The organism is Brevundimonas sp., assembly GCF_051858995.1.
In the GTDB taxonomy this organism is placed as follows: domain Bacteria; phylum Pseudomonadota; class Alphaproteobacteria; order Caulobacterales; family Caulobacteraceae; genus Brevundimonas.
The window spans coordinates 1-24,451 of the sequence record NZ_JBHYGN010000014.1 but is presented as its reverse complement, the minus strand read 5'-3'; the positions used below and the strand labels follow the sequence as shown (position 1 = coordinate 24,451).

Below are 24,451 nucleotides of genomic sequence, written 5' to 3'. Positions count from 1 at the left end.
GGGGCGCTGTCGGGTTCACGGCGGCGTGATAGCGCCGGTCGAGGACGCGCGATAGGGGGGCTTTTCAGCAACCCGACGCGCCGGGGTTTGCGGCCCGCATACGCGCCACCGACCGCTCGACCAGTTCGCGCAGGACGGCGGGATCGAGATCGTCCAACCGGTTCACATACAGGCAGCCCACGGACGTTTTGTGCTTGCCCAGTCGGGCCAGCAGGTCGTCCGCCCCGTCGAAGTCGCGCCAGACATAGAGAACCAGATTGGCCTTGCGCGGCGAGAAGCCGATGATCGGCCAGTCTCCAGTGGGTCCGCGATAGCTGCCGTAGCCGATGATCGACGGCCCCCACAGCACGGCGGGCTCACCCGACACCTCGGTCATCAGGGCGTTGATCGCCTCCGCGTCGGCGCGCCGACGCGTGTTCTCCACCGCCGCGATGAAGTCCGGCACGGAGGCGTCGGTGGGACGGGTCTTGGGTTCAGCGGGCATGGTCCTGCTCAGAACGTCCGGCCGCGCGGTTCGGCGACCACCTGATGCTCATCCTGCCAGACGATCACGCCGGGGTCGCGGGTCGTCAGCACCTCGACGTGGATGCCGCAGGCCTCCAGCGCGATCTTCAGCGCGTGCATGCGGCGGATATGCTCCGTCGCGGACGGCTTGAACCATGACAGCCCCGGCTGGCCGTATCCCTTTTGCCCGCCGGTCGAAAAGCTCTCGGGAAGCGCCAGACTGGCGTTGAACCAACTGCTCTGGCTCCGCGCCTCAACGATGGCCCAGCTTTCGGCGTGCTCGCTTTCGACCGCCTCATGGATCGCCGCGAACAGGCCCAGCCGACTGCGCTGACGCCCAACTGTCTTGAAGCAGACGAACCGGATGTAGGTCTTTTCGGAAACAGCCATCCGTCAGACGCTCAATGCGACGAGGCCGTATCGCGGCTCCACGCCTCATGCGGCTCGGCGTAATAGCGGGCGAGGTCGGCTTCCGTAATGCCCAGCATGCGCCGGGCCGCCGTGAAATCCGGCTCGCCGAGTTCGCGTCTCAGAGCCCGGATGCAGCCGACGTCATGCCCGGCGGAGCCGGCAGACTGGTGTGGAAGCGCGGACAGAACCTCACGATCCAGCGCCTCGATTTTGTGGAACCAAATCCGCGCGGTGTCCCGCGAAACGCTGCCCAGCCCGGGCCGCAGGGAAACGCTCCGGTCCGGGAAGTGGATGGCGTAATCCAGGGTCGCGACATCGGCCTTCCGCTTGCGCCTGATGACATCGCACCAGACGCCGACGCCGGTCGCGCTCGCCATGGGGACGGTCTCCCGGGCGCCGTGCTCGTCCGAAATGACGATCCGGTCGGCATAGACCCGCACCTCGGCTCGAGCCGAGGCCGCCACCGCCGCCAGCATGACGAGCACCGTCACCGCCCACGACCAGCGTCCCACCTTCCACCACGCCATGTTGCGGCGTGCCAGCACCATGATACCGGTCCCCAGGCCCACGACGATGGAGGCCGAAATGGCGAAGGCGATCAGGGTCGTCATCTCCTCGGGCCACCACAGCAGCACCGAAGGGTCGCGCGGCCCGAACGACCGCCGCAGGCTGCCGACGGCTAAGGCCAGCAGCAAGGGAAGGATCACGGTCAGGGCCGCGGCCAGTCCGGCATTCCGCCAGCGTTCCTTTTCAGCCTCCCACTTCACGCACCGTCCCCCTCAGCATCGATCTCGTACTCCCCCGGGCGTAGCTCCGACCGGTGCACACCGAACAGGGGTGAGATCACCGGCGGCGGGATCGTCAGAGTGTCCGCCAGACGCTCGATGCAGCCGACGTCGCCGATCAGGGTTCCGTCCGGTTTGCGCTGCGGCGCGCGCAGCGCACCGACCCGGACCACCTCGGCGTCCGCCGCCTGGACGACAGCGAACCGCTCGGCCGCGCTGCCTCTGGTCCCTGAATAGCTCCCGCGCCAGATATCCACCCGGTGGCCGTTGGCGAACTCAAGAATATACGACGGATCAGCGCCTCCGCCGCCCCGCCCCCTCATCACGACACACCCGGTCTCGACCCGGCGGACATCAGCGAACCGGTCGATGTGCAGGGGCTGGCCGAACCCTGCCGCCCGATGCGCCACGCGGTCGCTGTACAGGGCCACGCCGTAGCTCGAGTCCCAGGCCACCCCACCGATGAAGAAACCGACCCCAAGCGCCACCAGCGTCACGCTTAGCCTAATCGACCAGTCCGAAACGGGGACCAGCCACATCGCCAGAAAGCCGAACAGCAGCGGCGACAAGGTCAGGACGAGGCCGACGAAGGATATCTCCGGCCACCACATCAGGGGCGCCTCTGCCAAGCCGGCGCGGAACATGGACACCGCGCCGGCGCCCCAAAGCATGTAGACGCCGCCCACCGCCATCCAGCCGTAGACGAGCACCATCGCGGCCCAGTTGACCGGCTTCTGCCCCAGATACCGGACCATGTCAGAGCGCCTTGACGATCCCCTCGACCATCTTCTTGGCGTCGGCGAACAGCATCATGGTGTTGTCGCGGAAGAAGAGCTCGTTCTCGACGCCGGCATAGCCCGCCGCCATGCCGCGCTTGATGAACAGCACGGTCCCGGCCTTCTCGACGTCGAGGATGGGCATGCCGAAGATCGGCGACTGCGGATCGGTCTTGGCCGCCGGGTTGGTGACGTCGTTGGCGCCGATGACGAAGGCGACGTCGCAGGTGCCGAATTCGGAGTTGATGTCCTCCAGTTCGAACACCTCGTCATAGGGGACGTTGGCCTCGGCCAGCAGGACGTTCATGTGGCCCGGCATCCGGCCCGCCACGGGGTGGATGGCGTATTTCACCTCGACGCCCTCCTCTTTCAGCTTGTCGGCCATTTCGCGCAGCGCATGCTGAGCCTGGGCCACCGCCATGCCGTAGCCGGGCACGATGATGACCTTGGAGGCGTTCTTCATGATGAAGGCGGCGTCCTCGGCGGAGCCCTGCTTGACCGGGCGCGTCTCGACCGCGCCCCCGCCGCCCGCAGCGGCGTCACCACCGCCGAAACCGCCAAGGATTACAGAGATGAAGCTGCGGTTCATGCCCTTGCACATGATGTAGCTCAGGATCGCGCCCGAACTGCCGACGAGGGCACCGGTGATGATCAGGGCGATGTTTTCGAGGGTGAAGCCCAGCGCCGCCGCGGCCCAGCCCGAGTAGGAGTTGAGCATCGAGACGACCACCGGCATGTCCGCCCCGCCGATGGGGATGATCAGGGTCGCGCCCAGGATCAGGGCGATGACGAACACGCCCCAGAAGGCCCAGGTCGCCGTGCCGCCCGAGCCGATCATCAGCCCGATCAGGGCGAACAGGGCGAAGCCCAGGGCGATGTTGATCAGGTGCCGCGCGGGCAGGATGATCGGCGCGCCCGACATATTGCCGTTCAGCTTGGCGAAGGCGATCACCGAGCCGGTGAAGGTGACGGCGCCGATGGCGACGCCCAGGCTCAGTTCGATGATCGACAGGGTCTTGATGCCGCCCGCCGCCGTGGCGATGCCGAAGCTGTCCGGCGCATAGACGGCGCCCACGGCCACCAGACAGGCGGCCATGCCGACCAGGGAGTGGAAGGCGGCGACCAGCTGGGGCATCTGGGTCATCTGCACCCGACCCGCGATCAGCGCCCCGGCCCCGCCGCCGACGACCACGCCGCCGACGATCAGCCCGGCGGTCAGCAGGTCCAGCGCGCCCGAGGTCCAGAGGGTCAGCACCGTCACGCCCACGGCAAGGGCCATGCCGATCATGCCGAAGGTGTTGCCCCGACGGCTGGTCTCGGGGCTGGAGAGCCCGCGCAGTGACAGGATGAACAGGACGCCCGCGACCAGATAGGCCAGCGCCGCGATGGATGCGTTCATGCCGTTCCCCCCTTGTTATGTTTCATCGGCCCCTTCGCCGGACAGGCCGTCCGGGTCAGCCGCCACAGCGCCGCCGCCACGAACAGGGGCGACAGCAGGGCCAGCGCCCACTCGATCACGCTCAGCGACTTCCCCTGCCCGACGAAGCGCAGGAGGATCGACGAGAAGACCAGCACGGTCCCGCAATCCATCTGGCGCAGACGACGGATCGGATGCGCCTCGATGAAGGACCACGCCCACAGCCCGGCGCCGACCACCAGACCGGTGATCGAGACCCAGAAGACGGCGGTGGGGATATCGAAGCTCACGAGGCGGCGGGCTCCGCGACCTTGGGCTTCTCCTTCTTGCGGTACATGGCCAGCATGCGCCGCGTGACCATGAAGCCGCCGAAGATGTTGACGCTGGCCAGGGTCACGGCGGCCACGCCCGCCCCCTTGGCGATCCAGCCGTCCCCGCCCGAGGCGGTCGCGGCGGCGGCGATCAGGCCCCCGACGATGATCACGGACGAGATGGCGTTGGTCACGGCCATCAACGGCGTGTGCAGGGCCGGCGTGACGCTCCAGACCACGTAGTAGCCGACGAAGATCGCCAGCACGAAGATGGCCAGCCGGAAGATGGTGGGATCGACGTGTTCCATTCACTGGCCCCGGTTCTGAATGCGCTCGTCAATGCTCAGGAGGACCAGCAGAATTCCTCCCTGAACAAGGCTGCCAGCCGCAGAGGCCGCCAGCGACACTCCGGTGAAGATGGGATTGCCATTCACATTGATGATCGGCGGCGAGATCACGCCGAACTGCCGCAACCCCGACAGGATCGCCAGCAGCACTCCAGCCGCCATTAAGATCCACGCCGCAGCCCGAAGAAAATCGCGCAAATTATCCGACAACATTTACCTCACCCCCTCATGCACCACCGCGCCGCCGCTGGTGACCACGGATGCCTTGAGGATTTCGTCCTCCAGATCCACCGCCAGCGCGCCGTCCTTCACGAACAGGCCGACGAAGGCGACCAGGTTGCGGGCGTAGAGCGCCGAGGCGTCCGCCGCGACCCGACCCGGCAGGTTGGACCAGCCGACGATCTGGACGCCGTTCGGGGTGGTGACCACCTCGCCCAGCTTCGCCCCTTCGACATTGCCGCCGTTGTCGATGGCCAGATCGACCAGCACCGAGCCGGGCTTCATCAAGGCCACATGCGCCGCAGTGACCAGACGCGGCGCCGGACGCCCCGGGATCAGGGCGGTGGTGATGACGATGTCCTGCTTGACGATGTGCGACGCCGTCAGCTCGGCCTGCTTGGCCTGATATTCGGCCGACATGGGCTTGGCGTAGCCGGCGGCGGTCTCGGCGGCCTTGAACTCCTCGTCCTCGACGGCGACGAATTTCGCGCCCAGCGACTCGACCTGCTCCTTCGACGCCGGGCGCACGTCGGTGGCGGTAACCACCGCGCCCAGACGCCGGGCGGTGGCGATGGCCTGCAGCCCCGCGACGCCCGCGCCCATGACGAAGACCTTGGCCGCGGCGACCGTGCCCGCCGCCGTCATCATCATCGGGAAGCCCTTGCCGTAGGCGTATGCCGCCTCGATCACCGCGCGGTAGCCCGCGAGGTTGGCCTGCGAGGACAGCACGTCCATGACCTGCGCGCGGGTGATGCGCGGCACGAACTCCATGGCGAAGGCGGTCGTCCCAGCCCCGGCCAGGGCCTGCACCGTGTCCTTCTCGCGATAGGCGTCCAGCATGGCGGCCACGATGGCGCCGGGCTTGAGCGCGCTGATTTCCTGCGCGGTCGGGCCTCGCACCTTCAGCAGGATATCCGCCCCGGTCAGGACCGCCTTGGTGTCCTTGGCCACGGTCGCGCCCGCGGCCTCATAGTCAGCGTCAGGGATGGAGGAGCCCGACCCCGTTCCAGCCTCGACCGTCACGGTCGCGCCCAGCGCGATCAGCTTTTTCACGGTCTCGGGAGTGACGGCGCAGCGAGTCTCGCCCTCACGGCGCTCGCGGGTCACGGCGATGGCGACGGCCAAGCGAATCCCTCCCTCATTCTTTTATGGAGCGACGTTAGGCTGTTCTTCGACAGCGCGTCAAAACGGACCGCATGGACAGGCGGCCCGCGCTCGACCATAGACGCCCGCGTGTCAGCTCCCCCCGCCCCGAGTGCGCGTCGCAACGACCTGGACTGGATCCGGGTCGCCGCGTTCGGCCTGCTGATCCTCTACCATGTGGCCCTGGTCTATGCGCCGTACGACTGGCACATCCACAGCACCCATACCTTCAGTTGGCTGCACGAAGCCCTGCTGCTGACCAATCCGTGGCGACTGACCCTGCTGTTCCTGGTCTCCGGCGCGGCCCTGCGCTTCATGACCGCCCGACGCAGCCCGGCCCAGACCCTGCGCGCCCGCGTCGAGCGACTGATTCCGCCGCTACTGTTCGGCGCCCTGGCGCTGGTGCCGATCCAGTCCTTCGTCGAGGCGATCGACAAGGGCGGCTTCACCGGCAATTTCGCCGACTGGCTGTGGCATGAGTTCAGCCCGTCGGGCCTGGCCAACGGGGTGCCGGTCAATCACCTGTGGTTCATCGTCTACATCACGGTCTACAGCCTGATCACCATCGGCCTGACGACGCGTCCGGGCCTGATGGCGAAGGCCGAGGCCTGGCTGGTGAAGCACACGGCCGGCTGGCGCGTGCTGGTCGTGCCGCTGGTCTATCTGATCGTGATCCGGATCGTGCTGTTCCCGATCTTCGGCATCACCAACAAGCTGACCTGGGACTTCTACAACCACTTCCTGTCGCTGGGGGCCTTCCTGTTCGGCTTCCTGATGGTTCGGCACGAGGCGCTGTGGGCCGAGCTGGAGCGTCGCCGCCACCAGTCCCTGATCGTCGCCCTGATCGCCCTGCCGATCATGATGGTGCAGGCGTGGCACCCCGGCGGCGGGACGTGGTTCGGGATTCCGCGCGCCATCGTCTTCGCTATCGATCAGTGGGCCGTGATCGCCGCGATCCTCGGCTACGGCAGCCGTTATCTGCGCAACACCCGTGGCCCGGCCCTACCCTATCTGGTGGACGCCACCTTCCCCCTCTATCTGGCGCACCAGACGGTCCTGGTGGCGGCGGTCTGGTTCATCCGCCCGGCCAACCTGCCCGCGCCCGCCGAGGCCCTGACGCTGGTCGGCATCACCTTCGGGGTCAGCCTGCTGATCTATGAGATCGTGCGGCGTATCCCCCTGATCCGTCCGATCTGGGGGCTGAAGCCCTTCCCGCCCCCCGAGGGCCGTCCCCGCTACCATCGCCGTCGCCGCCTGCTGTGGATCGGCATGGCCGCCCCGGTGCTGGCCGCCGTGGCGGTCGTGATCGCGGTGGCGACCTGGCCCGGCTTCAATCATGCGCGCCAGTACCTCAGCGAACTGGGCGGGGCCTCGGCGCCCATCCCCCTGATCTTCAACGGCGGCGTCTTTCTGGCCGGCGCCATGTGCATGGCTGCGGGCGTCGGCTTCGGCCTGGCCATCCACGCCCTGACCCGGCGCTGGTTCGTGGCCGGGCTGACGGCCATCGTCTTCATCCTGGCCGGGATCGGCCTGTCGGCCTCCAGCCTCTTCCCCTGGCCGGACCCGCGCCACATGGCCATCAACCTGGGCCTCGGCATCCAGCTGGCGCCCCTGCTGCTGCTCTGGGGCCTGTGGAGTCACGTCGACATGAAGCGGCTCAAGCTGTTCCTCGTCGTGGTTTTCGTGGCCATGGCCGTGCTGACCCTGTTCACCTACCATCTGGTCCTGCCGGGAACGGTGAATGACGCCAATGTCGGCTGGTGGGAGCGCGGCTATGCCGTTATCCTGGTCGGGTGGGTCGGAGTCGCCGCCTGGGTGCTGGATCGCCGTCTGAAGGCCCACGCCGAGCGCGACTGACGCTGCGTCCCGGTTCAGGGCGCCCCGCAAACGCCCTGACCGCCGCCTGATCCAAAAAAACTTCGCCTCTTCACCATTGCGTGATTGAAAATCGCGCGGAAGTGATCGACATTGCAGGTGTGTTGCAATGCAGCAAATCCCGTCCGGCGCCCCGGCCGGTGGCGGGATCAGAGGCCTGAACCGAGAATGAGCAATCAAGCGATCCGGATCGACGTCGCCAACGCCGCGTCGAGCCAGAATGACCGCCCGGCATGGACCTGGCTGCCGGACGAAGCGCCGATGGCGATGCCGCGCCAGTCCCTGAACAGCTGGGATGCGACGCCTGACGTCCCGACTCCGGCGACCTCGCCTGTGAACGTCGGCGGCCGTCGTCTGGCGCTGGCCGTTCTGACCGCGCTTGTTACCGCCCTAGCCCTGATCGCGCCGGTGGCCCTGTTCGCCCGCAACGGCTTCGATTCGCTGGAAGTGACCTCGCTGGTCATCTTCGGCGTGCTGATCACCGCCATCGGCTGTTGGTTCTCCAGCGCCGCCATCGGCTTCTGGGTCCTGATGACCGGCCGTGAGCAGGATGATCTGGCCTTCGCCCCGCATCCGGCCGAGCCGACCCAGCGCACCGCCCTGCTGATGCCGCTGTACAACGAGGACGCCCGCGCCGCCTTCGCGCGCCTGGCTGTCATCGACAATTCGCTGGCCCGCCTCGGCGTCTCGGACGCCTTCGACATCTTCGTCCTGAGCGACTCGACCAAGCCGGAAGCGGCTGATCAGGAGCATCAGGCCTATCTGGGCTTCCGCGCCCACGCCCACAGCCGCGTCTTCTATCGCCGTCGCGAGAAGAACATCGAGCGCAAGTGCGGCAACCTGTCGGAATGGACCCAGCGTTTCGGCGGCGCCTATCCGTTCATGCTGGTGCTGGACGCCGACTCGACCATGGCTGGTGAGACCATCCTGCGCATGGTCGACTGCATGGAGCGCAATCCGGGCATCGGCCTGCTGCAGACCACCCCCACCATCATCAAGGGCCAGACCCTGTTCGCCCGCGTGTCGCAGTTCAGTGTGCGCCTTTACGGTCGCGTCGCCGCCGCCGGCCTGGCCTGGTGGGCCGGCTCGGAAGCCAGCTACTGGGGCCACAACGCCATCCTGCGCACCGAGGCCTTCGCCTCGACCGCTCACCTGCCGATCCTGCCGGGGCGCGAGCCGTTCGGCGGCGCCATCCTGAGCCACGATACGGTCGAGGCCGCCCTGCTGCGCCGCGCCGGCTGGGCTGTGCACGTCACCGCCGCCCTTGACGGCAGCTGCGAGGAAACCCCGGCTACCATGCTGGACTTCATCCAGCGCGATCACCGTTGGTGCCAGGGCAACATGCAGCACCTGGGCCTGCTGAAGACCCGCAGCATGACCGTGATGAACCGTGTCCAGATGGCCATGGGCTTCATGGCCTACTTCTCGTCGCCCCTGTGGCTGGCCTCGCTGATCGCCGGGATGGTGATCCAGCTGCAGTACCCGATCGACTGGTCGTCGTTCGCCTACCTGCTTCACCCCGAGTTCTCGCCCTTCATGCTGGCCACCCTGCTGTCGGGCATGCTGCTGATCGGTCCGAAGATCATGGGCGGCCTTCTGGTCCTCAGCCGTCCGCGCGAGCGTCGCGCCTTCGGCGGCGGCAAGCGCATCGCCAAGGGCATGGCCATGGAAATCTTCCTGTCCGCCCTGATCGCCCCGATCATGATGGTCGCCAACACCAAGGCCATCATCCAGATCGCCTCGGGCCACGACGCCGGCTGGAAGGCCCAGGACCGCGACGCTGACGGCGTCAGCTGGCGCGACGCCTTCCGCGCCATGCGCTGGCAGATGGGCGTGGGCCTGCTGTTCTGCGCCGGCCTGTGCGTCCGCCCGGACCTGATCACCTGGTTCGCCCCGGTGGTCCTGCCCCTGCTGTTCTCGGCCCCGCTGGTGGTCCTGACCTCGCGCCGCCGCCTGGGCGACGCCGCGGCCAAGGCCGGCTACCTGGCCGTCCCGGACGAGGCGGGCGTCAGCGTCAGCACCATCCCGAGCGGCTCGAACGCCCACTCGGCCCTGCGCGCGGTCGCCGGGGTCTGATCGACCCACGGCGGCCCGTGGCGTGGTGCATCCACGCAACACCGTTCCCGATTATGCTGCGGCGCAGCATAATTTCCAACGCAGCCTCTGGCGCTGCAGCGGCTCGCTGATACGCTGAACAGGCTTCAGAAGGCGGGAAACGGCCCAACGGCCTCGGCGTGATCCTCGGATTCGCCAGAGAGTTGGGCCGTGGACCCGTTTCGCAGACGCGAAGAAGCCCTCCCCTCACATCTGACCTGACGCCCGGACGCGAAAAAACCGGACTGTCTGAACAGCCCGGCCCTTCCTCATTCGGATTGTCTGTGGTCCGCCGCTCTCGCGGCCGGGCCTCAGTGGGCCTTCTTCGGCGAGCGCAGGAAGAAGACGCCCGCGACCAGCAGGACGATCGCCGCGCCAAAGCCGACCAGCAGGCTGCCGTCGTACATGAAGCCGATAGTCAAGAAGGTCAGCAGGGCCACGATGGCCAGCGAACCGTATTTCGACAGCGCCATGAACAGATCGTAGGTCGACTTCTGCTCGCTGATTTCCATCGAGCCGCGAACATAGTCGTCGTGGGCGTGAGGGTCGGCCATGGGGTCGGATCCGGATTCGGGAATAAACGTTCGCCGCCCTTATAGCGGGGCCGCGCTCAGGCTCAAGCGGGGCGCGCCATTTCAGCTCAGTCCAGGGCCGCCAGCACGTCGCGGGTGAAGGCGATGGGATCGAACCGCTTGCCCGTCGGGTCCTCGCCCCGGCGGACGATGACGATGTTCCGGCTGGGCACGATGATGACGTACTGGCCTCGGTTGCCGTTGGCCGAGATGGTGTCGGCCGGAACGCCTTCCGACCGGTTCATTAGCCAGAAGGTCGCGCCATAGCCCTGCTCGCCATTGGGCTGCGGGCCCGACGGCGTGGAGACATATTCCAGCCAGTTCTCCGGCAGGATGCGCTCGCCGTTCCAGACGCCGTCGTTTGCGTAGAGCTGGCCGAAGCGAGCAAGGTCGTGGGCGGTGCTCCAGACCTGGCTGGAGAGGACGTAGTTCATCCGCCAGTCGACTTCCGCGACTGTATCGGTCATCCCCAGACGCCGGAACAACTCCGCGGGAGGATGGGCGTAGAAGGTCCGATCCATCGCCAGCATGGCCAGCAGAATGTCGTTGTTGGCGTAGCGGAAGCGCGATCCGGGCCGGGCGATCAGGGGCCAGTTCGTGACCTGCTCATCCACCCCCACGCCGCCGAAATAGATGGCGTCTGTCCGATTCCCCGACGTGTCGCTGGTCAGGCCGGACGACATCCGCAGCAGTTGGTCCAGCGTGATCGCCGCCCGAGGGTCGCGCTCGCCAAGGTCCTGGCCGCCCAGACCGGTCGAGGCCGCCCAGTCGAGGATATCGGCCGGCGCATTCACATCGACTTCGCCACGCTGGACCGCGGCCCCGACGATCGTGCCGGCCAGACTCTTCGCCACCGACCAGGTCCGCTGCGGGGTGTCCGGGCCAAAGCCCTCGGCGTAGCGCTCCGCGACCATCCGACCGCCCTGGAGCACGACCACCGCCGTGGTGTTCACCCCCTCGCCGAACTCACCGCCAAAGGCGCCGTTGACCGCCTCCTCCAGACGCACCGTGTCTCCACGGGGCTCCGCCGCCTGCAGAGGCTGTTCGGGGACACGGCCACCGTAGGGCATGATCTGTCGGCGCGATCCGGTCGCGCCCACGGGCAGGATCCGGCAGCCCCATGAGCGGGTGTAGGCGGCGATGCGCGGCGGCATGGCCTGGTCCCAGGCGACCGAGACCCCATCCCGGCCAATCTCCACCGGCATCTCGCGCACCAGCCCGTCCAGCTCCGGATAGATGCCGACCAGTTCGTTGGCCTCGACGCTTTCCAGCGTCCGCGTTCCCCCAGCCTCCTGAGCCGTCTTCAATGCACTACACACCGTCAGCGCCTTGTACCCCGCCGCCATGGCGCGGACGCTCGCCGAGGGCGCGGGCGTCGGCGTCTGGGCGGCCGAGGGCAGGGCGAGGAGGGCGGCAGCCGCGAGGATCAGGATACGCATGGCCGGGACGGTCGCCCGCCCCCGCCGTCGGGTCAACTCAGACCATGGTCTCGAACTGATCGATCAGCCGTTCCAGACGCTTGGTGCCGATGGTCCAGAAGGCCGGGTCGCGCGGGTTCAGCCCGAACGGCGCCAAGGCCTCGACATAGCCCTTGGACCCGCCGCCCGCGAGCAGTCGGCGATACAGGGGCGTGAAGCCGTCCGGGTCCTTCGCCCGCGTCTCCATCAGCGCCGCCACCAGCAGGTCGCCGAAGGCGTAGGCGTAGACGTAGAAGGGCGAGTGGACGAAGTGGCTGACATAGCTCCACCAGTGCTCATAGCCCGGGTTCAGGGTGATGGCCGGGCCCAGCGAGCCGCCCATCTCCTCCAGCCAGATCTCACCGATCCGCTCGACGGGAACCTCGCCCCTGGCCCGCTCGTCGTGGAAACGGGTCTCGAAGCGGTGGAAGGCGATCTGGCGCACCACGGTGTTCAGCCCGTCCTCGATCCGCCCGGCCAGCAGGCCGCGCTTCTCGGCCTCCGGGGCGGTCTTCAGCAGACGGTCGAAGGTCAGGCCCTCGGCGAAGATCGAAGCCGTCTCGGCCAGCGTCAGCGGCGTATCGGCCAGCAGGCTGCCCTGCCCCGCCGCCAGCGTCTGGTGCACCCCATGGCCCAGCTCGTGCGCCAGCGTCAGCACATCGCGCCGCTCGCCCATCCAGTTCAGGAAGACATAGGGGTGGCGGTCCGAGGTCACCGGGTGGGCGTAGGCGCCCGACTGCTTGCCCGGCCGCGCCTTGCCGTCGATCCACGGCTTGTCGAAGAAGCCCTGCGCCCGTTCGGCGAAGTCGCCACCCAGATCGCTGAAGCTCTCCAGCACCAGTTCCTTGGCCTGGGCCCAGTCCCAGCCCCGCGGGGCCGTGGTCTCCAGCGGCGCATTGCGATCCCACTGGTCCAGCTTCGGCTTGCCCAGCACCCTGGCCTTCAGGGCATAGTAGCGGTGCGAAAGCACCGGATAGGCGGCGGTCACGGCCTCGGCCATGGCGTCCACGGATTCGCCGTCCACCTCGTTCGAGAGGTGGCGGCTGTCGGCGGGCCGTTTGAAGCCCCGCCACTTGTCTTCCAGCGCCTTGTCGGCGGCCACGGTGTTCAGCACCAGCGCCATGATCGAGGCCTTGGCGCCCAGCGCCTCGTCCAGCCCCTCGGCGGCGGCCTTGCGACGCGCGCCCTTCGGGTCCGACAGTCGGTTCAGCGCCTCGGCCAGCGTCAGTCCGTCCTTGCCCGCCTTCACCTTCAGCGCCGCCAGCGTCTCGTCGAACAGCCGCGGCCACTGGGCGCTGATCGGACCGCGCTCGGCCAGGAAGGTTTCGAGCTCCTGCGACAGCTCATGCGGCTTCATCGCCCGCGTCCGGCGCAACCAGGGCGACCAGCGCGCAGCGGCGGGATGGGCCTTCAGCGCGGCCTCGACGGCGGTGTCCTCCAGCTGGTTGATCTCCAGCGTGACCCAGATGGTCGGGGTGGCGATGGCGGTCAGCTTTTCGCGCACCGTCGCCTCGAAGCCCTGCGCGCCCGCGTCGTTGCGGTTGGTCGAGGCGGCGAGGAAGACATAGGCGCCCAGCGCGCCCAGCAGGTCCGACGCCTGCTCATACAGGGTGATCGCCCGATCCAGCCGCTGGCCCAGCACCGCCGGATCGCCCTGCGCCGCCGACAGCTGTCCCCGCAGGCCGTTCAGCTCGCCGACCAGGGCGCCGGCGCGCTCCAGATCAGCCTCGATACGGGCGTCCTCACGCGAGGCGTAGAGATCGGACAGGTCCCACAGCGGGGCGTCCAGCGGATCGGCGGGGGTCTTGAAGGGGGCGTTCATACCCTCCGTTGTGGGGATGCGGGCGCGTCCGCGCAACAGCCGAAACCCGCCAGACGCCCGCGCGACAAGGTCACAGCATCACCCCATGACCTTCCGCATCCATCCCCTGCCCCTGGCCCCGTTCCGCCCGCTGTTTGCGCTGGATGACGCCGCTCTGGAGGCTCTGGGCGCGCGCCGCATGGTCGCCGACGCCCCGCACAGCGCCCCCTGCCGGGTCAGCCTGATCGACGCCGCGCCGGGCGAGGCCCTGATCCTGCTCAATCACCGGCATCTGGACGTCCCGACCAGCCCCTATCGCTCGGCAGGCCCCATCTTTGTGCGTGAGGCCGCCGTGGAGGCCGCTCCGGCGCCCGACGCCGTGCCGGACATGCTGGCGCGCCGCCTGCTGTCCGCCCGGGCCTATGACGCCGCCGGAATGATGACGGACGCCGATGTGGTCAAGGGCGCCGATCTGGCCGGCCTGCTAGAGCTCTGGCTCGCCCATCCGGCGTTGGCGCGGGTGCAGATCCACACCGCCCGCCGGGGCTGCTTCATGGCCGAGGCCCGGCGGTCCTGAGCCCTACTTGCTGCGCGGCGCTGGCGGGGCGCCGGTCTCCATGCCCGCTTCCTCCCGCATGCTGCGACGCAGCTCCTGCAGCTCCGCGGGCGTGCAGCCGTAGTGCTGGCACATCCGGCTGGCCATCTTCTCCAGCATCTGCGGGACAACGGTCATGACGGCGCGGTTCGCCTCCGGCATCACCAGCACATTCTTCTCGGCGATGGACCGTCCCATCGGCGTATCGAAGAAGTCGACCAGGGCCTGCAGCTCTTCCTCGGTGAAGGTCGCGGCGTAGACCGTGACCATCTCGGTGATCATCAGCGGGACCATGTCGGTCGTCAGCTCGGTCGTCAGGCTGATCAGGAAGCGTCGATCCTCCTCCGGGATGTCCTGCATGGCCTGATCCGCGGCCATCTGTTCGCCGAGCATCTGATGGATCACGCCCTCGAACTGGTCGGTCATCATCAGGTCGAGATAGCGGCGGCTCAGCGCCAGCTGGCGCGCAGAAGGAGCGGCCGACTGCGGCAGACGAACCTGAACCTGCTCCCCCCGCTGCTGGGCCAGAGCCGGTGAGGCCGTCAGGCTGGTGACGGCCATAAGGGCCGCGGCGCAGGCCGAAATGAAACGCATGATGGTGCCCCCCGTTTGCGCCATTCTTCCGCGAGAAGGCCGGGGATACAATCAGCTACCCGCGAAAGTTCCGGATAATCTCGGCCAGATCGGGCTCGCCGACGCAGGCGGCGGCCTGTTCGACCGACATCCACATCCGCCGGCGCTCCTCCTGCTCCTTCCAGGCCCCATGCTGGATGAAGACCTCCAGCGGATAGACCGACACCACGCACCAGCGCGCGGCACGGCGCTTCAGCACCTTCAGATAGCGAAAGGTGCCCAGCGGCTCTTCGCCGACGTGGCCCTGCACGCCCGCCTCCTCCACCGCCTCGATGGCGGCGGCCTCGGCGTCGGTCTTGCCCGGCATGCGCCCCCCCTTGGGCACGACCCAGCGGCGCGTCTCGCGCGAGGTCACCAGCATGATTTCCAGCCCGTCGGCGCCGCGCCGCCAGGGCAGCGCCGCCACCTGACGCCGCTCGGCGCGCTCGGTCCGGATCGCGTCGCTGGCCATCAGGTCAGGAAGAAGCCGCCCAGCCAGAAGAAGGCCGCGCCAATGGCGGCCGCCGCAGGCATGGTGATGAACCAGGCGGTCACGATGCTGCGGGCCACGCCCCAGCGCACCGCGCTGGCCCGGCGCGCCGCGCCCACGCCTACGATGGCGCCGGTGATGGTGTGGGTGGTCGATACCGGGATGCCCAGACCGGTCGCGGCGAACAGGGTGATCGCCCCGCCCGTTTCGGCGCAGAAGCCCTGCTGGGGCGTCAGGCGGGTGATCCGCGAGCCCATGGTGTGCACGATGCGCCAGCCCCCGAACAGGGTGCCCAGGGCGATCGCCGCCTGACAGGTGATGACCACCCAGAAGGGCACGTGGAACTCGGTCCCCGCGGGGGCGCGCGACAGCAGGAGCACCGCGATGATGCCCATGGTCTTCTGCGCGTCATTGCCCCCGTGGCCCAGCGAATAGGCCGAGGCCGAGACGAACTGCAGCTTGCGGAAGACCTTGTCCGCGAACGACGGATTGGCCTTCACGAAGGCCCAGGACACCACGAACACCAGGATCAGGGCCAGGGCGAAGCCGACGGCGGGCGACAGGAAGATGGCCGCCACGGTCTTGCTGACGCCCGCGAAGACGATGGCCCCGGCGCCGGCCTTGGCCACGCCCGCGCCCAGCAGGCCACCGACCAGGGCGTGCGAACTGGAGGACGGGATGCCGCCCAGCCATGTGATGACGTTCCAGCTGATCGCCCCCATCAGGGCGCCGAAGATCACCTGATCCGAGATCACCGCGGGATCGATGATCCCCTTCCCGATCGTGTTGGCCACGTGCAGGCCGAAGAACAGGAAGGCGATAAAGTTGAAGAAGGCCGCCCAGCCGACCGCGAACACCGGCGGCAACACGCGGGTGGCGACGATGGTGGCGATGGAATTGGCCGCGTCGTGCAGGCCGTTCAGGAAGTCGAACAGCAGGGCGACGGCGATCAGGAAAATCAGGATCAGCAGAGCGTGGTCCATCAGGGCCGCTCCTTACAGGTGTTCGACCAGAACGCCGTTGATCCGGTTGGCCACGTCCTCGAAGCGATCCACCACCTTCTCCAGGTGGTCGTAGACTTCCGCGCCGGTGATGAAGGCCATGGCGTTCCCTGCCTTGTTCTGTTCGTACAGCGCCTTCATGCCCGCGTCGTACAGGGCGTCGCTGTCGCTCTCCAGCCGGGCGATCTTCTCGGTCAACTCGTTCAGACGGCCGCTGTTGCGACGCATGGCGGGCAGCAGGCTGACCGCCTCGACCGTCAGGATCGCGGACTCGACCGCCACATCGCCCAGCTGACGCATGTGCGGGGCGAACTCGCGCATCTCGTACAGGGTGATGACCTTGGCGGTCTTCTGCATCTGGTCGATCGAGTCATCCAGAGAGTTGGTCAGGCCGCGGATGTCGGAACGATCGAACGGAGTGATGAAGCTGCGGCGCACCGCGAAGAGCACCTCGCGGGCCACGGCGTCGGCCTCATGCTCGTGGTCGACGATCCGCTGGCACCAGCGCGGCACCTCGTCGCCGCCGTCCAGCACCTTGCGAAGCGCCTCGGCGCCTTGGATCAGGGTCAGCGCATGGGCGTCGAACAGTCGGAAGAAATTCTCTTCCTTGGGCAGCAGCGCCTGAAACCAGCCCAGCATCGAAGACTCTCCCGAGATCGCGGTCGCGATATTGCGCGCTCTCTCCTTCGCGGCGCGCCCGGCGTCAATCCTCAGGGGGCGGATAATTCGTCACAAACTTCACCAGCCCGACTTGGCCGCCGCCTCGCCCGCCTCGCCGCAGTCGAAGCGCTGGCAGAATTTCTCGCCCATGCTCTCCACCCGGGTCATCAGGGCAGGCATCATCGCTTCCTGCATGGCGAGGCTCATCTGGATCTCCTTGCGGGCGATCGAGCGGCCCATGGGGGTCTCATAGAAGGCCACGGCGGCTTCCAACTCGGTCGTGGTGAAGCTGTCCGCCACATCGTCCCGCACCTCGGCGATGGCGACCTCCAGCACATCCTGGAACATCGAGGTCATCTGGTCGGTCAGCCAGGCCCGCTGGTCGGCGGGCATCTCCATCTCGCCGTAGCTGTTCTCGATCTGCTCGCGCACGACCTTCATCGTGTCCGCGCCCTGGGTCAGTTCCAGATAGCGGCCCGCGAGATCCAGTTGACGCTGCCGCCCGGCGTCAGGCGCATCCTGAGCCAGGGCCGGACCGGCGCACACCGCGAACAGGACGGCGAAAAGAACGAAAACCCGCATGATGCTCCCCCCTCGGAGGCGATCATGATCACCGGGCGATCCCTCACCCGCAAATGGAATCGCTCTGCACGCGGACAGCGAGGCGCGATTTGCGCGGACCTGTGGTTCAGACCACGCGGGCGTCGTAGGCGCGGCGCGCGGCCTCGACGTCGCCCATCCGGGTCTCGGCCCAGTCGATCATCGGCGTCAGGGCCGCCACCAGCGTCCGGCCCAGCGGCGTGATCTCATAGGTCACGCTGACGGGCACCGTCGCCTCGACGTGTCGCAGCACCAGCCCGTCCCTCTCCATCTGGCGAAGGGTCTGGCTCAGCATCTTCTGCGACACCCCCTCGATCCGTCGCTTCAGGGCGTTGAAGCGCATTTCACCGCCATCCAGCGTGGTCAGCAGCAGGGTCGTCCACTTGTCCGCGATGCGGTCCAGCAGTTGCCGCGTCGGGCATTCGGCGGCGTAGACGTCGCCCCGCTCAAACGTGGGGGCGGTTTCCCGCGGGTGACCAGATGAGGTTTCAGTGCCTTCTTGCATGACCGATTTCCATATCGCACTTGGTCTCCATTGGAAACCACGAAGGGCTCCCCTCCCATGAAGATCGTCGTACTGGGCGCCAGCGGCCGCGCCGGCTCGGAAATCACCAAGGAAGCCGCCGCGCGCGGCCACGCCGTCACCGCCGTCGCCCGCAAGCCCGAGGCCATCCCCACCGCCGAAGGGGTCACCCCGATCGCCGGCGACGCCTCGGACGCCGCGGCCTTGGCGCCGCTGCTGACGGGCGCCGACGCGGTCATCAGCGCCCTGCATTTCGACATCCCCATGGAGACCCTGCTGACCGCCGTGCGCGAGGCGGGCGTGCCGCGCCTGCTGATCACCGGCGGCGCGGCCAGCTTGGAAGCCGCGCCTGGCGTCCGGGTCATCGACACGCCCGAGTTCCCCGAGGAGTGGAAGCAATTCGCCCTTGGCGGCATCGTCGCCCTCGACACCTTGCGCGGCGTCGCGGACGTGGACTGGACCTTCTTCTCGCCCGCCGCCTTCATCGAGGCAGGTCCGCGTCTGGGCCGCTACCGCACAGGCGGCGACCAGTTGGTCACGGACGCCAATGGCGACAGCAAGATCAGCTTCGCCGACTACGCCATCGCCATGGTCGACGAGCTGGAGCAGCCGAAGCACAGCCGCGCCCGCTTCACCGCCGCCTATTGAGGCCTTCCGTGAAGATCATGCTCACCGCCGCGCTCGCGGCCCTGACGCTGGCGGTGTCTCCCCTCCCCGCCTCGGCCCAGACTCCGCCCCCGGCGGCGTCTGGCAGCCGCACCGCGACCGAGGCGGAGAACGCCCGGATCGTCACCGCCTTCTACGAACTGGCCTTCAACCAGCATCGCCCGACAGAGGCCGCGCGCCTCTACATCGGCGACCGCTACATCCAGCACAATCCGCACGTTCCGAACGGTGCGGAGGCCTTCTACGGCTATTTCGAGGGCTTCTTCCGCGAAAACCCGCAGTCGCGCGTCACCATCCACCGCGTCATCGTCGACGGCGATCTGGTCGTCCTGCACCTGCACTCGCAAGAAACGCCGGACGATCCCGGCCGCGCCATCGTGGACATCTTCCGCGTCGAGGCCGGCAAGATCGTCGAGCATTTCGACGTCATCCAGGAGGTCCCGGCCACGACCGCCAACGGCAACACCATGTTCGAAGGCGACAAGGCGGACTGACCTGCCCCTCGGCCTCAAGTCGCCGACAGGCGGGAGGCCAAAGACCGGGCCTCAAGTAGCCCGAAGGGCGATAGGCTAAACAGAAAAAGCCCCGGAAGATCGCTCTTCCGGGGCTTTCCTTGTATCAGCGCTTGGAGCCTATCAGGCGCCCAACGAAGCCGGGTCGATCTTGAAGCCCGGGCCCATCGTCGACGACAGGCTGATCTTCTTGACGTAGGTGCCCTTGGCGCCCGACGGCTTCGAACGGACCAGAGCGTCCACGAAAGCCTTCACGTTGGCTTCCAGGGCTTCCTGGGTGAACGAGGCCTTGCCGATGCCGCCGTGGGCGATACCGGCCTTCTCGACGCGGAACTCGACCGCGCCGCCCTTGGCGTCCTTGACGGCCTGGGCGACGTTCGGGGTCACGGTGCCGACCTTCGGGTTCGGCATCAGGCCGCGCGGGCCCAGCACCTTACCCAGACGGCCGACGAGGGCCATCATGTCCGGCGACGCGATCACGCGGTCGAAGTCCATCAGACCGCCGTTGATCTGCTCGTACAGATCCTCGGCGCCGACGTATTCAGCGCCGGCGGCGCGGGCTTCATCAGCCTTGGCGTCCTTGGCGAAGACGGCGACGCGAACGTCACGGCCGGTGCCCGACGGCAGGTTGACGACGCCACGGACCTGCTGGTCGGCGTGACGCGGATCGACGCCCAGGTTGACGGCGATTTCGATCGACTCGTCGAACTTGGCCTTGGCGTTGTCCTTGACCAGCTTGATCGCGTCGGTGAACGGGATCAGGTCTTCGGTGACGCCGGTGCGGGCTTTTTGAGCTTTGGTCAGCTTGGCCATGTGCTTAGCCCTCCACCACTTCGAGGCCCATCGCGCGGGCCGAGCCTTCGATGATCTTCGCCGCGGCGTCGAGATCGTTGGCGTTAAGATCCTTCATCTTCTTCTCGGCGATCTCGCGCAGTTGCGACTGCTTGATCTTGCCGGCGACTTCACGGCCGACCAGCTTGGCGCCCGACTTCAGGCCGGTGGCCTGCTTCAGGTACCAGGTCGCCGGCGGCGTCTTGGTGATGAAGGTGAACGACTTGTCCTGGTAGACGGTGATGACGGTCGGAAGCGGGGTGCCCTTGGCTTCCTTCTCGGTCCGAGCATTGAACTCCTTGCAGAAGCCCATGATGTTGACGCCGCGTTGACCCAGAGCCGGCCCGATCGGGGGCGAAGGCGTGGCGGAGCCCGCGGGCACCTGCAGCTTGATGTAGCCGAGAATCTTCTTGGCCATTGGTCTCTCCTAAACGGTGATCCCGAACTCAATCGGGACCGGTGAGCCGTGGTAGGGCATGGCTGCCTCCCACGGATTTACGCAATTGCTTGCGCCGCCCTGTTCAGAGCGAGGCGCGCATATAGCGGAGAGCCCCTGCAAAAGCAAACGGCGGCCCCGAAGAGCCGCCGCGCCCAATCCGGTCGATCAGCCGATGCCGGGCCAGCGATCCCACACCCAGTTCGGCAGGTCGTAGTCGATACCGTTGTAACAGCGGTGCCGATACGTCTCCGTATAGGCCGTAACCACGCCCTCGCTGGCGCGGCGGCCCGAGCAGTTCTCGACCCAGATGCCCACCGGCTCCTGGTGAGTGGCGTCGCTATAGTACTCGATGATGGTCATATCCCGGGGCAAGGCCACCGCAGCGGTCGCAGCGACGGCTGCCACCGCCAAGGTCAAAGCCAAGGCCATTTTCTTCAGCATGTTCAGTCTCCCCGCAGCCCAGATGGCTGCAGAGGAAGTAAGAGCAAGCCCGGGCCAGCTATCAACCCAAGGTAGCCAAAATAAGCACGCTCTCGCGACGCAATGCTGTGGATACAAAGCAAAACGGCGGCCCGAAGGCCGCCGCTGCGAAAACCATGGATCGGATCGAAGCTTACGCCGCGACCTTCTCGACCTGATTGTATTCCAGATCCACCGGGGTCGGACGGCCGAAGATCGACACGGCCACGCGCAGGCGGGCGTGTTCCTCGTCGACGCTCTCGACCTGGCCGTCGAAGCTGGCGAACGGGCCGTCGATGACCTTGACGGTTTCGCCGATGTCGAAGCGGATGGTCGGCTTCGGACGCTCAACGCCTTCTTCCACCTGGCCGACGATCTGCTGGACCTCACGCTCCGAGACCGGCAGCGGCTTGGTGCCGCCCGCGGCGCCCAGGAAGCCGGTCACCTTCGGCGTGTTCTTGACCAGGTGATAGGCGTTGTCGGTCATCTCCATCTTCACCAGGACATAGCCCGGGAAGAATTTGCGTTCCGAGTTCACCTTGCGGCCGCGACGGACCTCAACGACCTCTTCGGTCGGGACCAGAATCTCGGAGAAATTGTCCTCCAGCCCCTGCTGCTTGGCCTGCTCGCGCAGTTGCTCGGCCACCTTCTTCTCGAAGTTCGAGTAGGCGTGGACGATGTACCACTTGTGGCGCGGGTTGGCGGGCTTGGCGACGTCGGTCATTGGAAGTCGGTCTCTCTTACTGGCCGATCGCGAGGACGACCTGGGACAGGCGCGTCAGGCCGAAGTCGACGATGGCGAAGAAGACGGTCGCGATCACCACCATGATGAAGACCATCACCGAGGTGATCCAGGTCTCCTTCCAGCTCGGCCAGACGATCTTGCGCGCTTCGGCGCGGACCTGACCGGCGAACTGGGGGATCGACGTGCGCTTCTTCGGGGCCGGGGCGTCAGCCGCGACGGCGCTGCCGGCGATGGCCGGTTGCGCGGTCTGGGGGCGGCGTCCCGAAGGAGTCTTGGCCTTGGCCATGCGGCGTCTCTTCAAACAATCAAACCTGTCGCAACCAGATGGGAAGTCCCATCCGGTTGCGACAGGGGGAAAATGGCAGGAGTTGGGGGACTCGAACCCACGACCCCCGGTTTTGGAGACCGGTGCTCTACCAGCTGAGCTAAACTCCTGGAGCAGAAAGCCGTCCGCTGAGGGACTCGCCTTCGCCAGACGCGGGGCTATGCCCGACCCCGACGGGGTTTTCAAGCGCCGTTACGGTTTGTGTGACCATATCGACGCCGGAACCTGTCGTTATTCCTCCAGATGGGAGGCGACAGCCTGGGCTTCGTCATCCTTCGCCACCACCTGACGGAACAGCAGTTTGTCGATGCGGCGGTCGTCCATGTCGATCACCTCGACCTCGAAACGCCCCAGTTGCAGCACCTCGCCCTCGTCCGGGACGCGCGACAGCTGGTGCAGCACCAGCCCCGCCACGGTGTGGAAACCCTCGGTCTGGCCGAAGTCCTCGCCCAGCTCGTCGGACAGCTCCTCGAGGTCGGTCTGGCCGTCCACCAGCCAGCTGCCGTCTTCGCGCTGGCGGATATAGCCTTCCGATTCGTCGTGGCTCTCATCGAAGTCGCCGGCGATCATCTCCAGCAGGTCGGTGGCCGTGACCACGCCCTCGAAGGCGCCGAACTCGTCGACCAGAAAGGCCATGTGGACCTTGGACGCCTTCAGGATCTCCAGCGCCTTCAGCACCGAGGTCGACTGCGGGATGAAGGCCGGGGTCTGCACCAGCGATTCGACGTCGAACTTGCCGTTGGTCAGCAGGCTGTCCAGCAGGTCCTTCTTGTGGACCACGCCCAGCGGGTTATCGACGTCGTTCTCCTTGGCGACCACGATCCGCGAATAGGGGCAGGTGCGGATTTCCTCGCGGATCTGCTTGTCGGTGTCGTCCAGGGCGATCCAGAAGACCTCGTGCCGCGGGGTCATGGCCACCCGGATCGGACGGTCGCCCAGCGTCAGGATTTCCTCGATCATCGTCTGTTCTTCAGGCTCGATCAGACCGGCCGAGGTGCCCTCGGCGATCATCGTCTCCACCTCTTCCTGGGTCACGTCCGAGCCGTCGCGATCCTTGATGCCCAGCGCCTTCAGGATGCCGGAGGTCGACAGGGTCAGCAGCAGCACGAACGGCTTCAACACCAGCGCCAGGCTCGAGATCGGGGCGGCCATCTTGGACGCCACCGCTTCGGGGAAGATCAGGGCGATCCGCTTGGGCACCAGTTCGCCGACGATCAGCGAGACATAGGTGATCAGCACGACGACGATGCCGGTGGCGATCGCTTCGGACCAGCGGGCAACCGCCGGGAAGGTCGCTTCCAGAATGTGATTCAGTTCGCCGGCGATGGCGGCCTGGCCATAGGCGCCCGCCAGAATCCCGATCAGGGTGATGCCCACCTGGACGGCGGACAGGAAGTGGGTCGGCTCCTCAGCCAGTTTCAGGGCCGCGCGAGCACCCCGATCCCCCCTCTCCGCCCGGCTCTGGAGCTTCGATTTGCGAGAAGAGACGACCGCGAGTTCGGTCATGGCGAAGACGCCGTTGAGCACCACGAGGAGCAGAACGACGACGATGGCGATGGCTAACATCTAGGGGGAGGAGGACCAGCGCGGCGCGACAAACGGCGTCCGCAAAAGCCATGATAGGGGCGTTTCGCCCAAACCGCCACGTTTTTCCGGAAGGATCAGCCCCGACGGCCGACGTCGATTGATCCGTAAGCCCCGCGCCCGTCGCTGTTGTCGGCCGGGATCGCGGCGCAGGCGCACATCCCGATCAGGGTGCCGATGAACAGACCTATGTGGATCGCGCGACGCATGCGGTTAACAAAGCCCTAACAACCTTGACCAAACAAGGCCCAGGGATTCGGGTTCCCGCAACGCCGCGCCCCTCCGGGTTGCGCGGTTAACCGCACGAGGTCTCCTCAAGGGGGAATTTAGATCGCCCCTTCCCGTCCCCTCGGCGCTCCGTGCCGACCAGCGCCCTGACGCCGCTCTGCCCACGGCGCGTCGGAGTGGTGGTTCATACGATCACAACGATGGCACAACGAACACGACGGGGCCGGTGCGCAGCGCCCTTCAGTCCGAATAGCCTCATGATAAAGGCGCTTCGCGCGTCGCCGAGCCCTGATCGCGCAGCGATCCATCAGATCGTCATCCACCGTCAGGCGTCAGGACCAGCCCGGAGCCGTCGTGTCCGTTGTGCCATCGTTGTGTCCGGTGTGATGAACCCACAGACCCGCCCAAAAGAAGACGGCCCCCGGATCGCTCCGGGGGCCGTCTCTGTCTTTGGTGCTTGGCGGTCTCG

The 24,451-nt window shown here is 67.1% G+C and carries 30 protein-coding genes and 1 tRNA gene; 5 read left to right on the top strand and 26 right to left on the bottom strand.

The features are described 5' to 3' along the window. Positions 1 to 64 precede the first annotated feature (64 nt). Genes ACTIEF_RS16120 through ACTIEF_RS16080 form a run of 9 tightly spaced genes read right to left on the bottom strand, consistent with a single transcriptional unit; the run spans position 65 to position 5,895 of the window. Positions 65 to 484 carry a DUF1801 domain-containing protein gene (locus ACTIEF_RS16120; RefSeq protein WP_439473152.1) on the bottom strand — a complete coding sequence of 140 codons (420 nt, stop codon included), beginning with the start codon at positions 482 to 484 and terminating at the stop codon, positions 65 to 67. Between the two features lie 8 nt (positions 485 to 492). Continuing rightward, the gene (locus ACTIEF_RS16115; RefSeq protein ID WP_439473151.1) at positions 493 to 894 is read right to left on the bottom strand and encodes a hypothetical protein; all 402 of its coding nucleotides are present in this window, start codon (positions 892 to 894) and stop codon (positions 493 to 495) included. 11 nt (positions 895 to 905) lie between these two features. Beyond that, positions 906 to 1,682 carry a hypothetical protein gene (locus tag ACTIEF_RS16110; RefSeq protein ID WP_439473150.1) on the bottom strand — a complete coding sequence of 259 codons (777 nt, stop codon included), beginning with the start codon at positions 1,680 to 1,682 and terminating at the stop codon, positions 906 to 908. Next, positions 1,679 to 2,455, bottom strand: a complete 777-nt coding sequence (locus ACTIEF_RS16105; RefSeq protein WP_439473149.1) for a hypothetical protein — start codon at positions 2,453 to 2,455, stop codon at positions 1,679 to 1,681. The genes ACTIEF_RS16110 and ACTIEF_RS16105 overlap by 4 nt, the downstream gene beginning before the upstream one ends. 1 nt (position 2,456) lies before the next feature. Continuing rightward, positions 2,457 to 3,875 (bottom strand): NAD(P)(+) transhydrogenase (Re/Si-specific) subunit beta, encoded by a 1,419-nt coding sequence (locus ACTIEF_RS16100; protein WP_439473148.1) that lies wholly within the window; start codon positions 3,873 to 3,875, stop codon positions 2,457 to 2,459. Then, positions 3,872 to 4,183, bottom strand: a complete 312-nt coding sequence (locus ACTIEF_RS16095) for a hypothetical protein (RefSeq protein WP_439473147.1) — start codon at positions 4,181 to 4,183, stop codon at positions 3,872 to 3,874. Before ACTIEF_RS16095 ends, ACTIEF_RS16100 begins: the two co-directional genes overlap by 4 nt. Next, on the bottom strand, positions 4,180 to 4,512 hold the full coding sequence (locus tag ACTIEF_RS16090) for an NAD(P) transhydrogenase subunit alpha (RefSeq protein WP_439473146.1): 333 nt from the start codon (positions 4,510 to 4,512) through the stop codon (positions 4,180 to 4,182). Before ACTIEF_RS16090 ends, ACTIEF_RS16095 begins: the two co-directional genes overlap by 4 nt. Continuing rightward, positions 4,513 to 4,764 (bottom strand): hypothetical protein, encoded by a 252-nt coding sequence (locus ACTIEF_RS16085; RefSeq protein WP_439473145.1) that lies wholly within the window; start codon positions 4,762 to 4,764, stop codon positions 4,513 to 4,515. Next, positions 4,765 to 5,895 (bottom strand): Re/Si-specific NAD(P)(+) transhydrogenase subunit alpha, encoded by a 1,131-nt coding sequence (locus ACTIEF_RS16080; RefSeq protein WP_439473144.1) that lies wholly within the window; start codon positions 5,893 to 5,895, stop codon positions 4,765 to 4,767. Between the two features lie 108 nt (positions 5,896 to 6,003). Here ACTIEF_RS16080 and ACTIEF_RS16075 point away from each other — a divergent pair, with 108 nt between their 5' ends. Both ACTIEF_RS16075 and mdoH read left to right on the top strand, forming a co-directional pair. Further along, positions 6,004 to 7,770, top strand: coding sequence for an acyltransferase family protein (locus ACTIEF_RS16075; protein WP_439473143.1), 1,767 nt, complete (start codon positions 6,004 to 6,006; stop codon positions 7,768 to 7,770). A 186-nt stretch (positions 7,771 to 7,956) separates the two neighbouring features. Beyond that, on the top strand, positions 7,957 to 9,864 hold the full coding sequence (gene mdoH, locus ACTIEF_RS16070) for a glucans biosynthesis glucosyltransferase MdoH (protein WP_439473142.1): 1,908 nt from the start codon (positions 7,957 to 7,959) through the stop codon (positions 9,862 to 9,864). A 329-nt stretch (positions 9,865 to 10,193) separates the two neighbouring features. Here the strand turns inward: mdoH and ACTIEF_RS16065 are convergent, their stop codons facing one another. From ACTIEF_RS16065 to ACTIEF_RS16055, 3 genes are all read right to left on the bottom strand, one after another. Beyond that, positions 10,194 to 10,436, bottom strand: coding sequence for an aa3-type cytochrome c oxidase subunit IV (locus ACTIEF_RS16065; protein ID WP_439473141.1), 243 nt, complete (start codon positions 10,434 to 10,436; stop codon positions 10,194 to 10,196). A gap of 86 nt (positions 10,437 to 10,522) precedes the next feature. After that, positions 10,523 to 11,893 carry a serine hydrolase domain-containing protein gene (locus tag ACTIEF_RS16060; RefSeq protein WP_439473140.1) on the bottom strand — a complete coding sequence of 457 codons (1,371 nt, stop codon included), beginning with the start codon at positions 11,891 to 11,893 and terminating at the stop codon, positions 10,523 to 10,525. A gap of 37 nt (positions 11,894 to 11,930) precedes the next feature. Further along, the gene (locus ACTIEF_RS16055) at positions 11,931 to 13,733 is read right to left on the bottom strand and encodes a M3 family oligoendopeptidase (protein WP_439473139.1); all 1,803 of its coding nucleotides are present in this window, start codon (positions 13,731 to 13,733) and stop codon (positions 11,931 to 11,933) included. A gap of 85 nt (positions 13,734 to 13,818) precedes the next feature. Between ACTIEF_RS16055 and ACTIEF_RS16050 the strand changes: the two genes are divergently transcribed. Continuing rightward, on the top strand, positions 13,819 to 14,289 hold the full coding sequence (locus tag ACTIEF_RS16050) for a DUF1203 domain-containing protein (RefSeq protein ID WP_439473138.1): 471 nt from the start codon (positions 13,819 to 13,821) through the stop codon (positions 14,287 to 14,289). A gap of 3 nt (positions 14,290 to 14,292) precedes the next feature. Here ACTIEF_RS16050 and ACTIEF_RS16045 read toward each other — a convergent pair whose 3' ends face one another. The 6 genes from ACTIEF_RS16045 to ACTIEF_RS16020 all read right to left on the bottom strand — a co-directional run bounded on the left by ACTIEF_RS16045 (position 14,293) and on the right by ACTIEF_RS16020 (position 18,175). Beyond that, positions 14,293 to 14,901: a DUF2059 domain-containing protein gene (locus ACTIEF_RS16045; RefSeq protein WP_439473137.1), complete on the bottom strand. Its 609-nt coding sequence runs from the start codon at positions 14,899 to 14,901 to the stop codon at positions 14,293 to 14,295. Between the two features lie 55 nt (positions 14,902 to 14,956). After that, entirely contained in the window at positions 14,957 to 15,391 is a 435-nt protein-coding gene (locus tag ACTIEF_RS16040; RefSeq protein ID WP_439473136.1) for an NUDIX hydrolase, read from the bottom strand. Next, entirely contained in the window at positions 15,391 to 16,392 is a 1,002-nt protein-coding gene (locus ACTIEF_RS16035; RefSeq protein ID WP_439473135.1) for an inorganic phosphate transporter, read from the bottom strand. Before ACTIEF_RS16035 ends, ACTIEF_RS16040 begins: the two co-directional genes overlap by 1 nt. A 12-nt stretch (positions 16,393 to 16,404) precedes the next feature. Further along, entirely contained in the window at positions 16,405 to 17,049 is a 645-nt protein-coding gene (locus ACTIEF_RS16030) for a DUF47 domain-containing protein (protein ID WP_439473134.1), read from the bottom strand. A 99-nt stretch (positions 17,050 to 17,148) separates the two neighbouring features. Next, positions 17,149 to 17,652, bottom strand: coding sequence for a DUF2059 domain-containing protein (locus ACTIEF_RS16025; protein ID WP_439473133.1), 504 nt, complete (start codon positions 17,650 to 17,652; stop codon positions 17,149 to 17,151). A gap of 106 nt (positions 17,653 to 17,758) precedes the next feature. Next, positions 17,759 to 18,175, bottom strand: a complete 417-nt coding sequence (locus ACTIEF_RS16020) for a winged helix-turn-helix transcriptional regulator (RefSeq protein ID WP_439473132.1) — start codon at positions 18,173 to 18,175, stop codon at positions 17,759 to 17,761. Positions 18,176 to 18,232: 57 nt separating this feature from the next. On the opposite strand from ACTIEF_RS16020, the gene ACTIEF_RS16015 reads away from it, so the two are divergent. Then, positions 18,233 to 18,841, top strand: coding sequence for an NAD(P)-dependent oxidoreductase (locus ACTIEF_RS16015; protein WP_439473131.1), 609 nt, complete (start codon positions 18,233 to 18,235; stop codon positions 18,839 to 18,841). Between the two features lie 17 nt (positions 18,842 to 18,858). Continuing rightward, positions 18,859 to 19,353 carry a nuclear transport factor 2 family protein gene (locus tag ACTIEF_RS16010; protein WP_439473280.1) on the top strand — a complete coding sequence of 165 codons (495 nt, stop codon included), beginning with the start codon at positions 18,859 to 18,861 and terminating at the stop codon, positions 19,351 to 19,353. Between the two features lie 141 nt (positions 19,354 to 19,494). Here the strand turns inward: ACTIEF_RS16010 and rplA are convergent, their stop codons facing one another. From rplA to ACTIEF_RS15970, 8 genes are all read right to left on the bottom strand, one after another. Continuing rightward, on the bottom strand, positions 19,495 to 20,184 hold the full coding sequence (rplA, locus tag ACTIEF_RS16005; protein WP_439473130.1) for a 50S ribosomal protein L1: 690 nt from the start codon (positions 20,182 to 20,184) through the stop codon (positions 19,495 to 19,497). 4 nt (positions 20,185 to 20,188) lie between these two features. Continuing rightward, positions 20,189 to 20,620 carry a 50S ribosomal protein L11 gene (gene rplK, locus ACTIEF_RS16000; RefSeq protein WP_439473129.1) on the bottom strand — a complete coding sequence of 144 codons (432 nt, stop codon included), beginning with the start codon at positions 20,618 to 20,620 and terminating at the stop codon, positions 20,189 to 20,191. A 186-nt stretch (positions 20,621 to 20,806) separates the two neighbouring features. Next, positions 20,807 to 21,082: a DUF6289 family protein gene (locus ACTIEF_RS15995; protein WP_439473128.1), complete on the bottom strand. Its 276-nt coding sequence runs from the start codon at positions 21,080 to 21,082 to the stop codon at positions 20,807 to 20,809. A 172-nt stretch (positions 21,083 to 21,254) separates the two neighbouring features. Then, a complete protein-coding gene (nusG, locus tag ACTIEF_RS15990; RefSeq protein WP_376863757.1) occupies positions 21,255 to 21,824 on the bottom strand; it encodes a transcription termination/antitermination protein NusG in 570 nt (189 codons plus the stop codon). 16 nt (positions 21,825 to 21,840) lie between these two features. Next, entirely contained in the window at positions 21,841 to 22,131 is a 291-nt protein-coding gene (secE, locus tag ACTIEF_RS15985; RefSeq protein WP_439473127.1) for a preprotein translocase subunit SecE, read from the bottom strand. 73 nt (positions 22,132 to 22,204) lie between these two features. Then, a tRNA-Trp gene (locus ACTIEF_RS15980) sits at positions 22,205 to 22,280 on the bottom strand. A 121-nt stretch (positions 22,281 to 22,401) separates the two neighbouring features. Then, positions 22,402 to 23,736: a hemolysin family protein gene (locus tag ACTIEF_RS15975; protein WP_439473126.1), complete on the bottom strand. Its 1,335-nt coding sequence runs from the start codon at positions 23,734 to 23,736 to the stop codon at positions 22,402 to 22,404. A gap of 95 nt (positions 23,737 to 23,831) precedes the next feature. Beyond that, a complete protein-coding gene (locus ACTIEF_RS15970; protein ID WP_439473125.1) occupies positions 23,832 to 23,963 on the bottom strand; it encodes a hypothetical protein in 132 nt (43 codons plus the stop codon). Positions 23,964 to 24,451: the final 488 nt, after the last annotated feature.

Bases quoted from the DNA above. Each gene is read 5' to 3' on its own strand.
- ACTIEF_RS16050 (WP_439473138.1), top strand. From the start codon at position 13,819: ATGACCTTCCGCATCCATCCCCTGCCCCTGGCCCCGTTCCGCCCGCTG.
- ACTIEF_RS16060 (WP_439473140.1), bottom strand. From the start codon at position 11,893: ATGCGTATCCTGATCCTCGCGGCTGCCGCCCTCCTCGCCCTGCCCTCG.
- mdoH (WP_439473142.1), top strand. From the start codon at position 7,957: ATGAGCAATCAAGCGATCCGGATCGACGTCGCCAACGCCGCGTCGAGC.
- ACTIEF_RS15975 (WP_439473126.1), bottom strand. From the start codon at position 23,736: ATGTTAGCCATCGCCATCGTCGTCGTTCTGCTCCTCGTGGTGCTCAAC.
- ACTIEF_RS16085 (WP_439473145.1), bottom strand. From the start codon at position 4,764: ATGTTGTCGGATAATTTGCGCGATTTTCTTCGGGCTGCGGCGTGGATC.
- ACTIEF_RS16040 (WP_439473136.1), bottom strand. From the start codon at position 15,391: ATGGCCAGCGACGCGATCCGGACCGAGCGCGCCGAGCGGCGTCAGGTG.
- ACTIEF_RS16090 (WP_439473146.1), bottom strand. From the start codon at position 4,512: ATGGAACACGTCGATCCCACCATCTTCCGGCTGGCCATCTTCGTGCTG.
- ACTIEF_RS16030 (WP_439473134.1), bottom strand. From the start codon at position 17,049: ATGCTGGGCTGGTTTCAGGCGCTGCTGCCCAAGGAAGAGAATTTCTTC.
- nusG (WP_376863757.1), bottom strand. From the start codon at position 21,824: ATGACCGACGTCGCCAAGCCCGCCAACCCGCGCCACAAGTGGTACATC.
- ACTIEF_RS16035 (WP_439473135.1), bottom strand. From the start codon at position 16,392: ATGGACCACGCTCTGCTGATCCTGATTTTCCTGATCGCCGTCGCCCTG.
- ACTIEF_RS16115 (WP_439473151.1), bottom strand. From the start codon at position 894: ATGGCTGTTTCCGAAAAGACCTACATCCGGTTCGTCTGCTTCAAGACA.
- ACTIEF_RS16100 (WP_439473148.1), bottom strand. From the start codon at position 3,875: ATGAACGCATCCATCGCGGCGCTGGCCTATCTGGTCGCGGGCGTCCTG.
- ACTIEF_RS15970 (WP_439473125.1), bottom strand. From the start codon at position 23,963: ATGCGTCGCGCGATCCACATAGGTCTGTTCATCGGCACCCTGATCGGG.
- ACTIEF_RS16120 (WP_439473152.1), bottom strand. From the start codon at position 484: ATGCCCGCTGAACCCAAGACCCGTCCCACCGACGCCTCCGTGCCGGAC.
- ACTIEF_RS15995 (WP_439473128.1), bottom strand. From the start codon at position 21,082: ATGCTGAAGAAAATGGCCTTGGCTTTGACCTTGGCGGTGGCAGCCGTC.
- ACTIEF_RS16020 (WP_439473132.1), bottom strand. From the start codon at position 18,175: ATGCAAGAAGGCACTGAAACCTCATCTGGTCACCCGCGGGAAACCGCC.
- ACTIEF_RS16105 (WP_439473149.1), bottom strand. From the start codon at position 2,455: ATGGTCCGGTATCTGGGGCAGAAGCCGGTCAACTGGGCCGCGATGGTG.
- ACTIEF_RS16025 (WP_439473133.1), bottom strand. From the start codon at position 17,652: ATGCGGGTTTTCGTTCTTTTCGCCGTCCTGTTCGCGGTGTGCGCCGGT.
- ACTIEF_RS16010 (WP_439473280.1), top strand. From the start codon at position 18,859: ATGCTCACCGCCGCGCTCGCGGCCCTGACGCTGGCGGTGTCTCCCCTC.
- ACTIEF_RS16055 (WP_439473139.1), bottom strand. From the start codon at position 13,733: ATGAACGCCCCCTTCAAGACCCCCGCCGATCCGCTGGACGCCCCGCTG.
- secE (WP_439473127.1), bottom strand. From the start codon at position 22,131: ATGGCCAAGGCCAAGACTCCTTCGGGACGCCGCCCCCAGACCGCGCAA.
- rplK (WP_439473129.1), bottom strand. From the start codon at position 20,620: ATGGCCAAGAAGATTCTCGGCTACATCAAGCTGCAGGTGCCCGCGGGC.
- rplA (WP_439473130.1), bottom strand. From the start codon at position 20,184: ATGGCCAAGCTGACCAAAGCTCAAAAAGCCCGCACCGGCGTCACCGAA.
- ACTIEF_RS16065 (WP_439473141.1), bottom strand. From the start codon at position 10,436: ATGGCCGACCCTCACGCCCACGACGACTATGTTCGCGGCTCGATGGAA.
- ACTIEF_RS16015 (WP_439473131.1), top strand. From the start codon at position 18,233: ATGAAGATCGTCGTACTGGGCGCCAGCGGCCGCGCCGGCTCGGAAATC.
- ACTIEF_RS16045 (WP_439473137.1), bottom strand. From the start codon at position 14,901: ATGCGTTTCATTTCGGCCTGCGCCGCGGCCCTTATGGCCGTCACCAGC.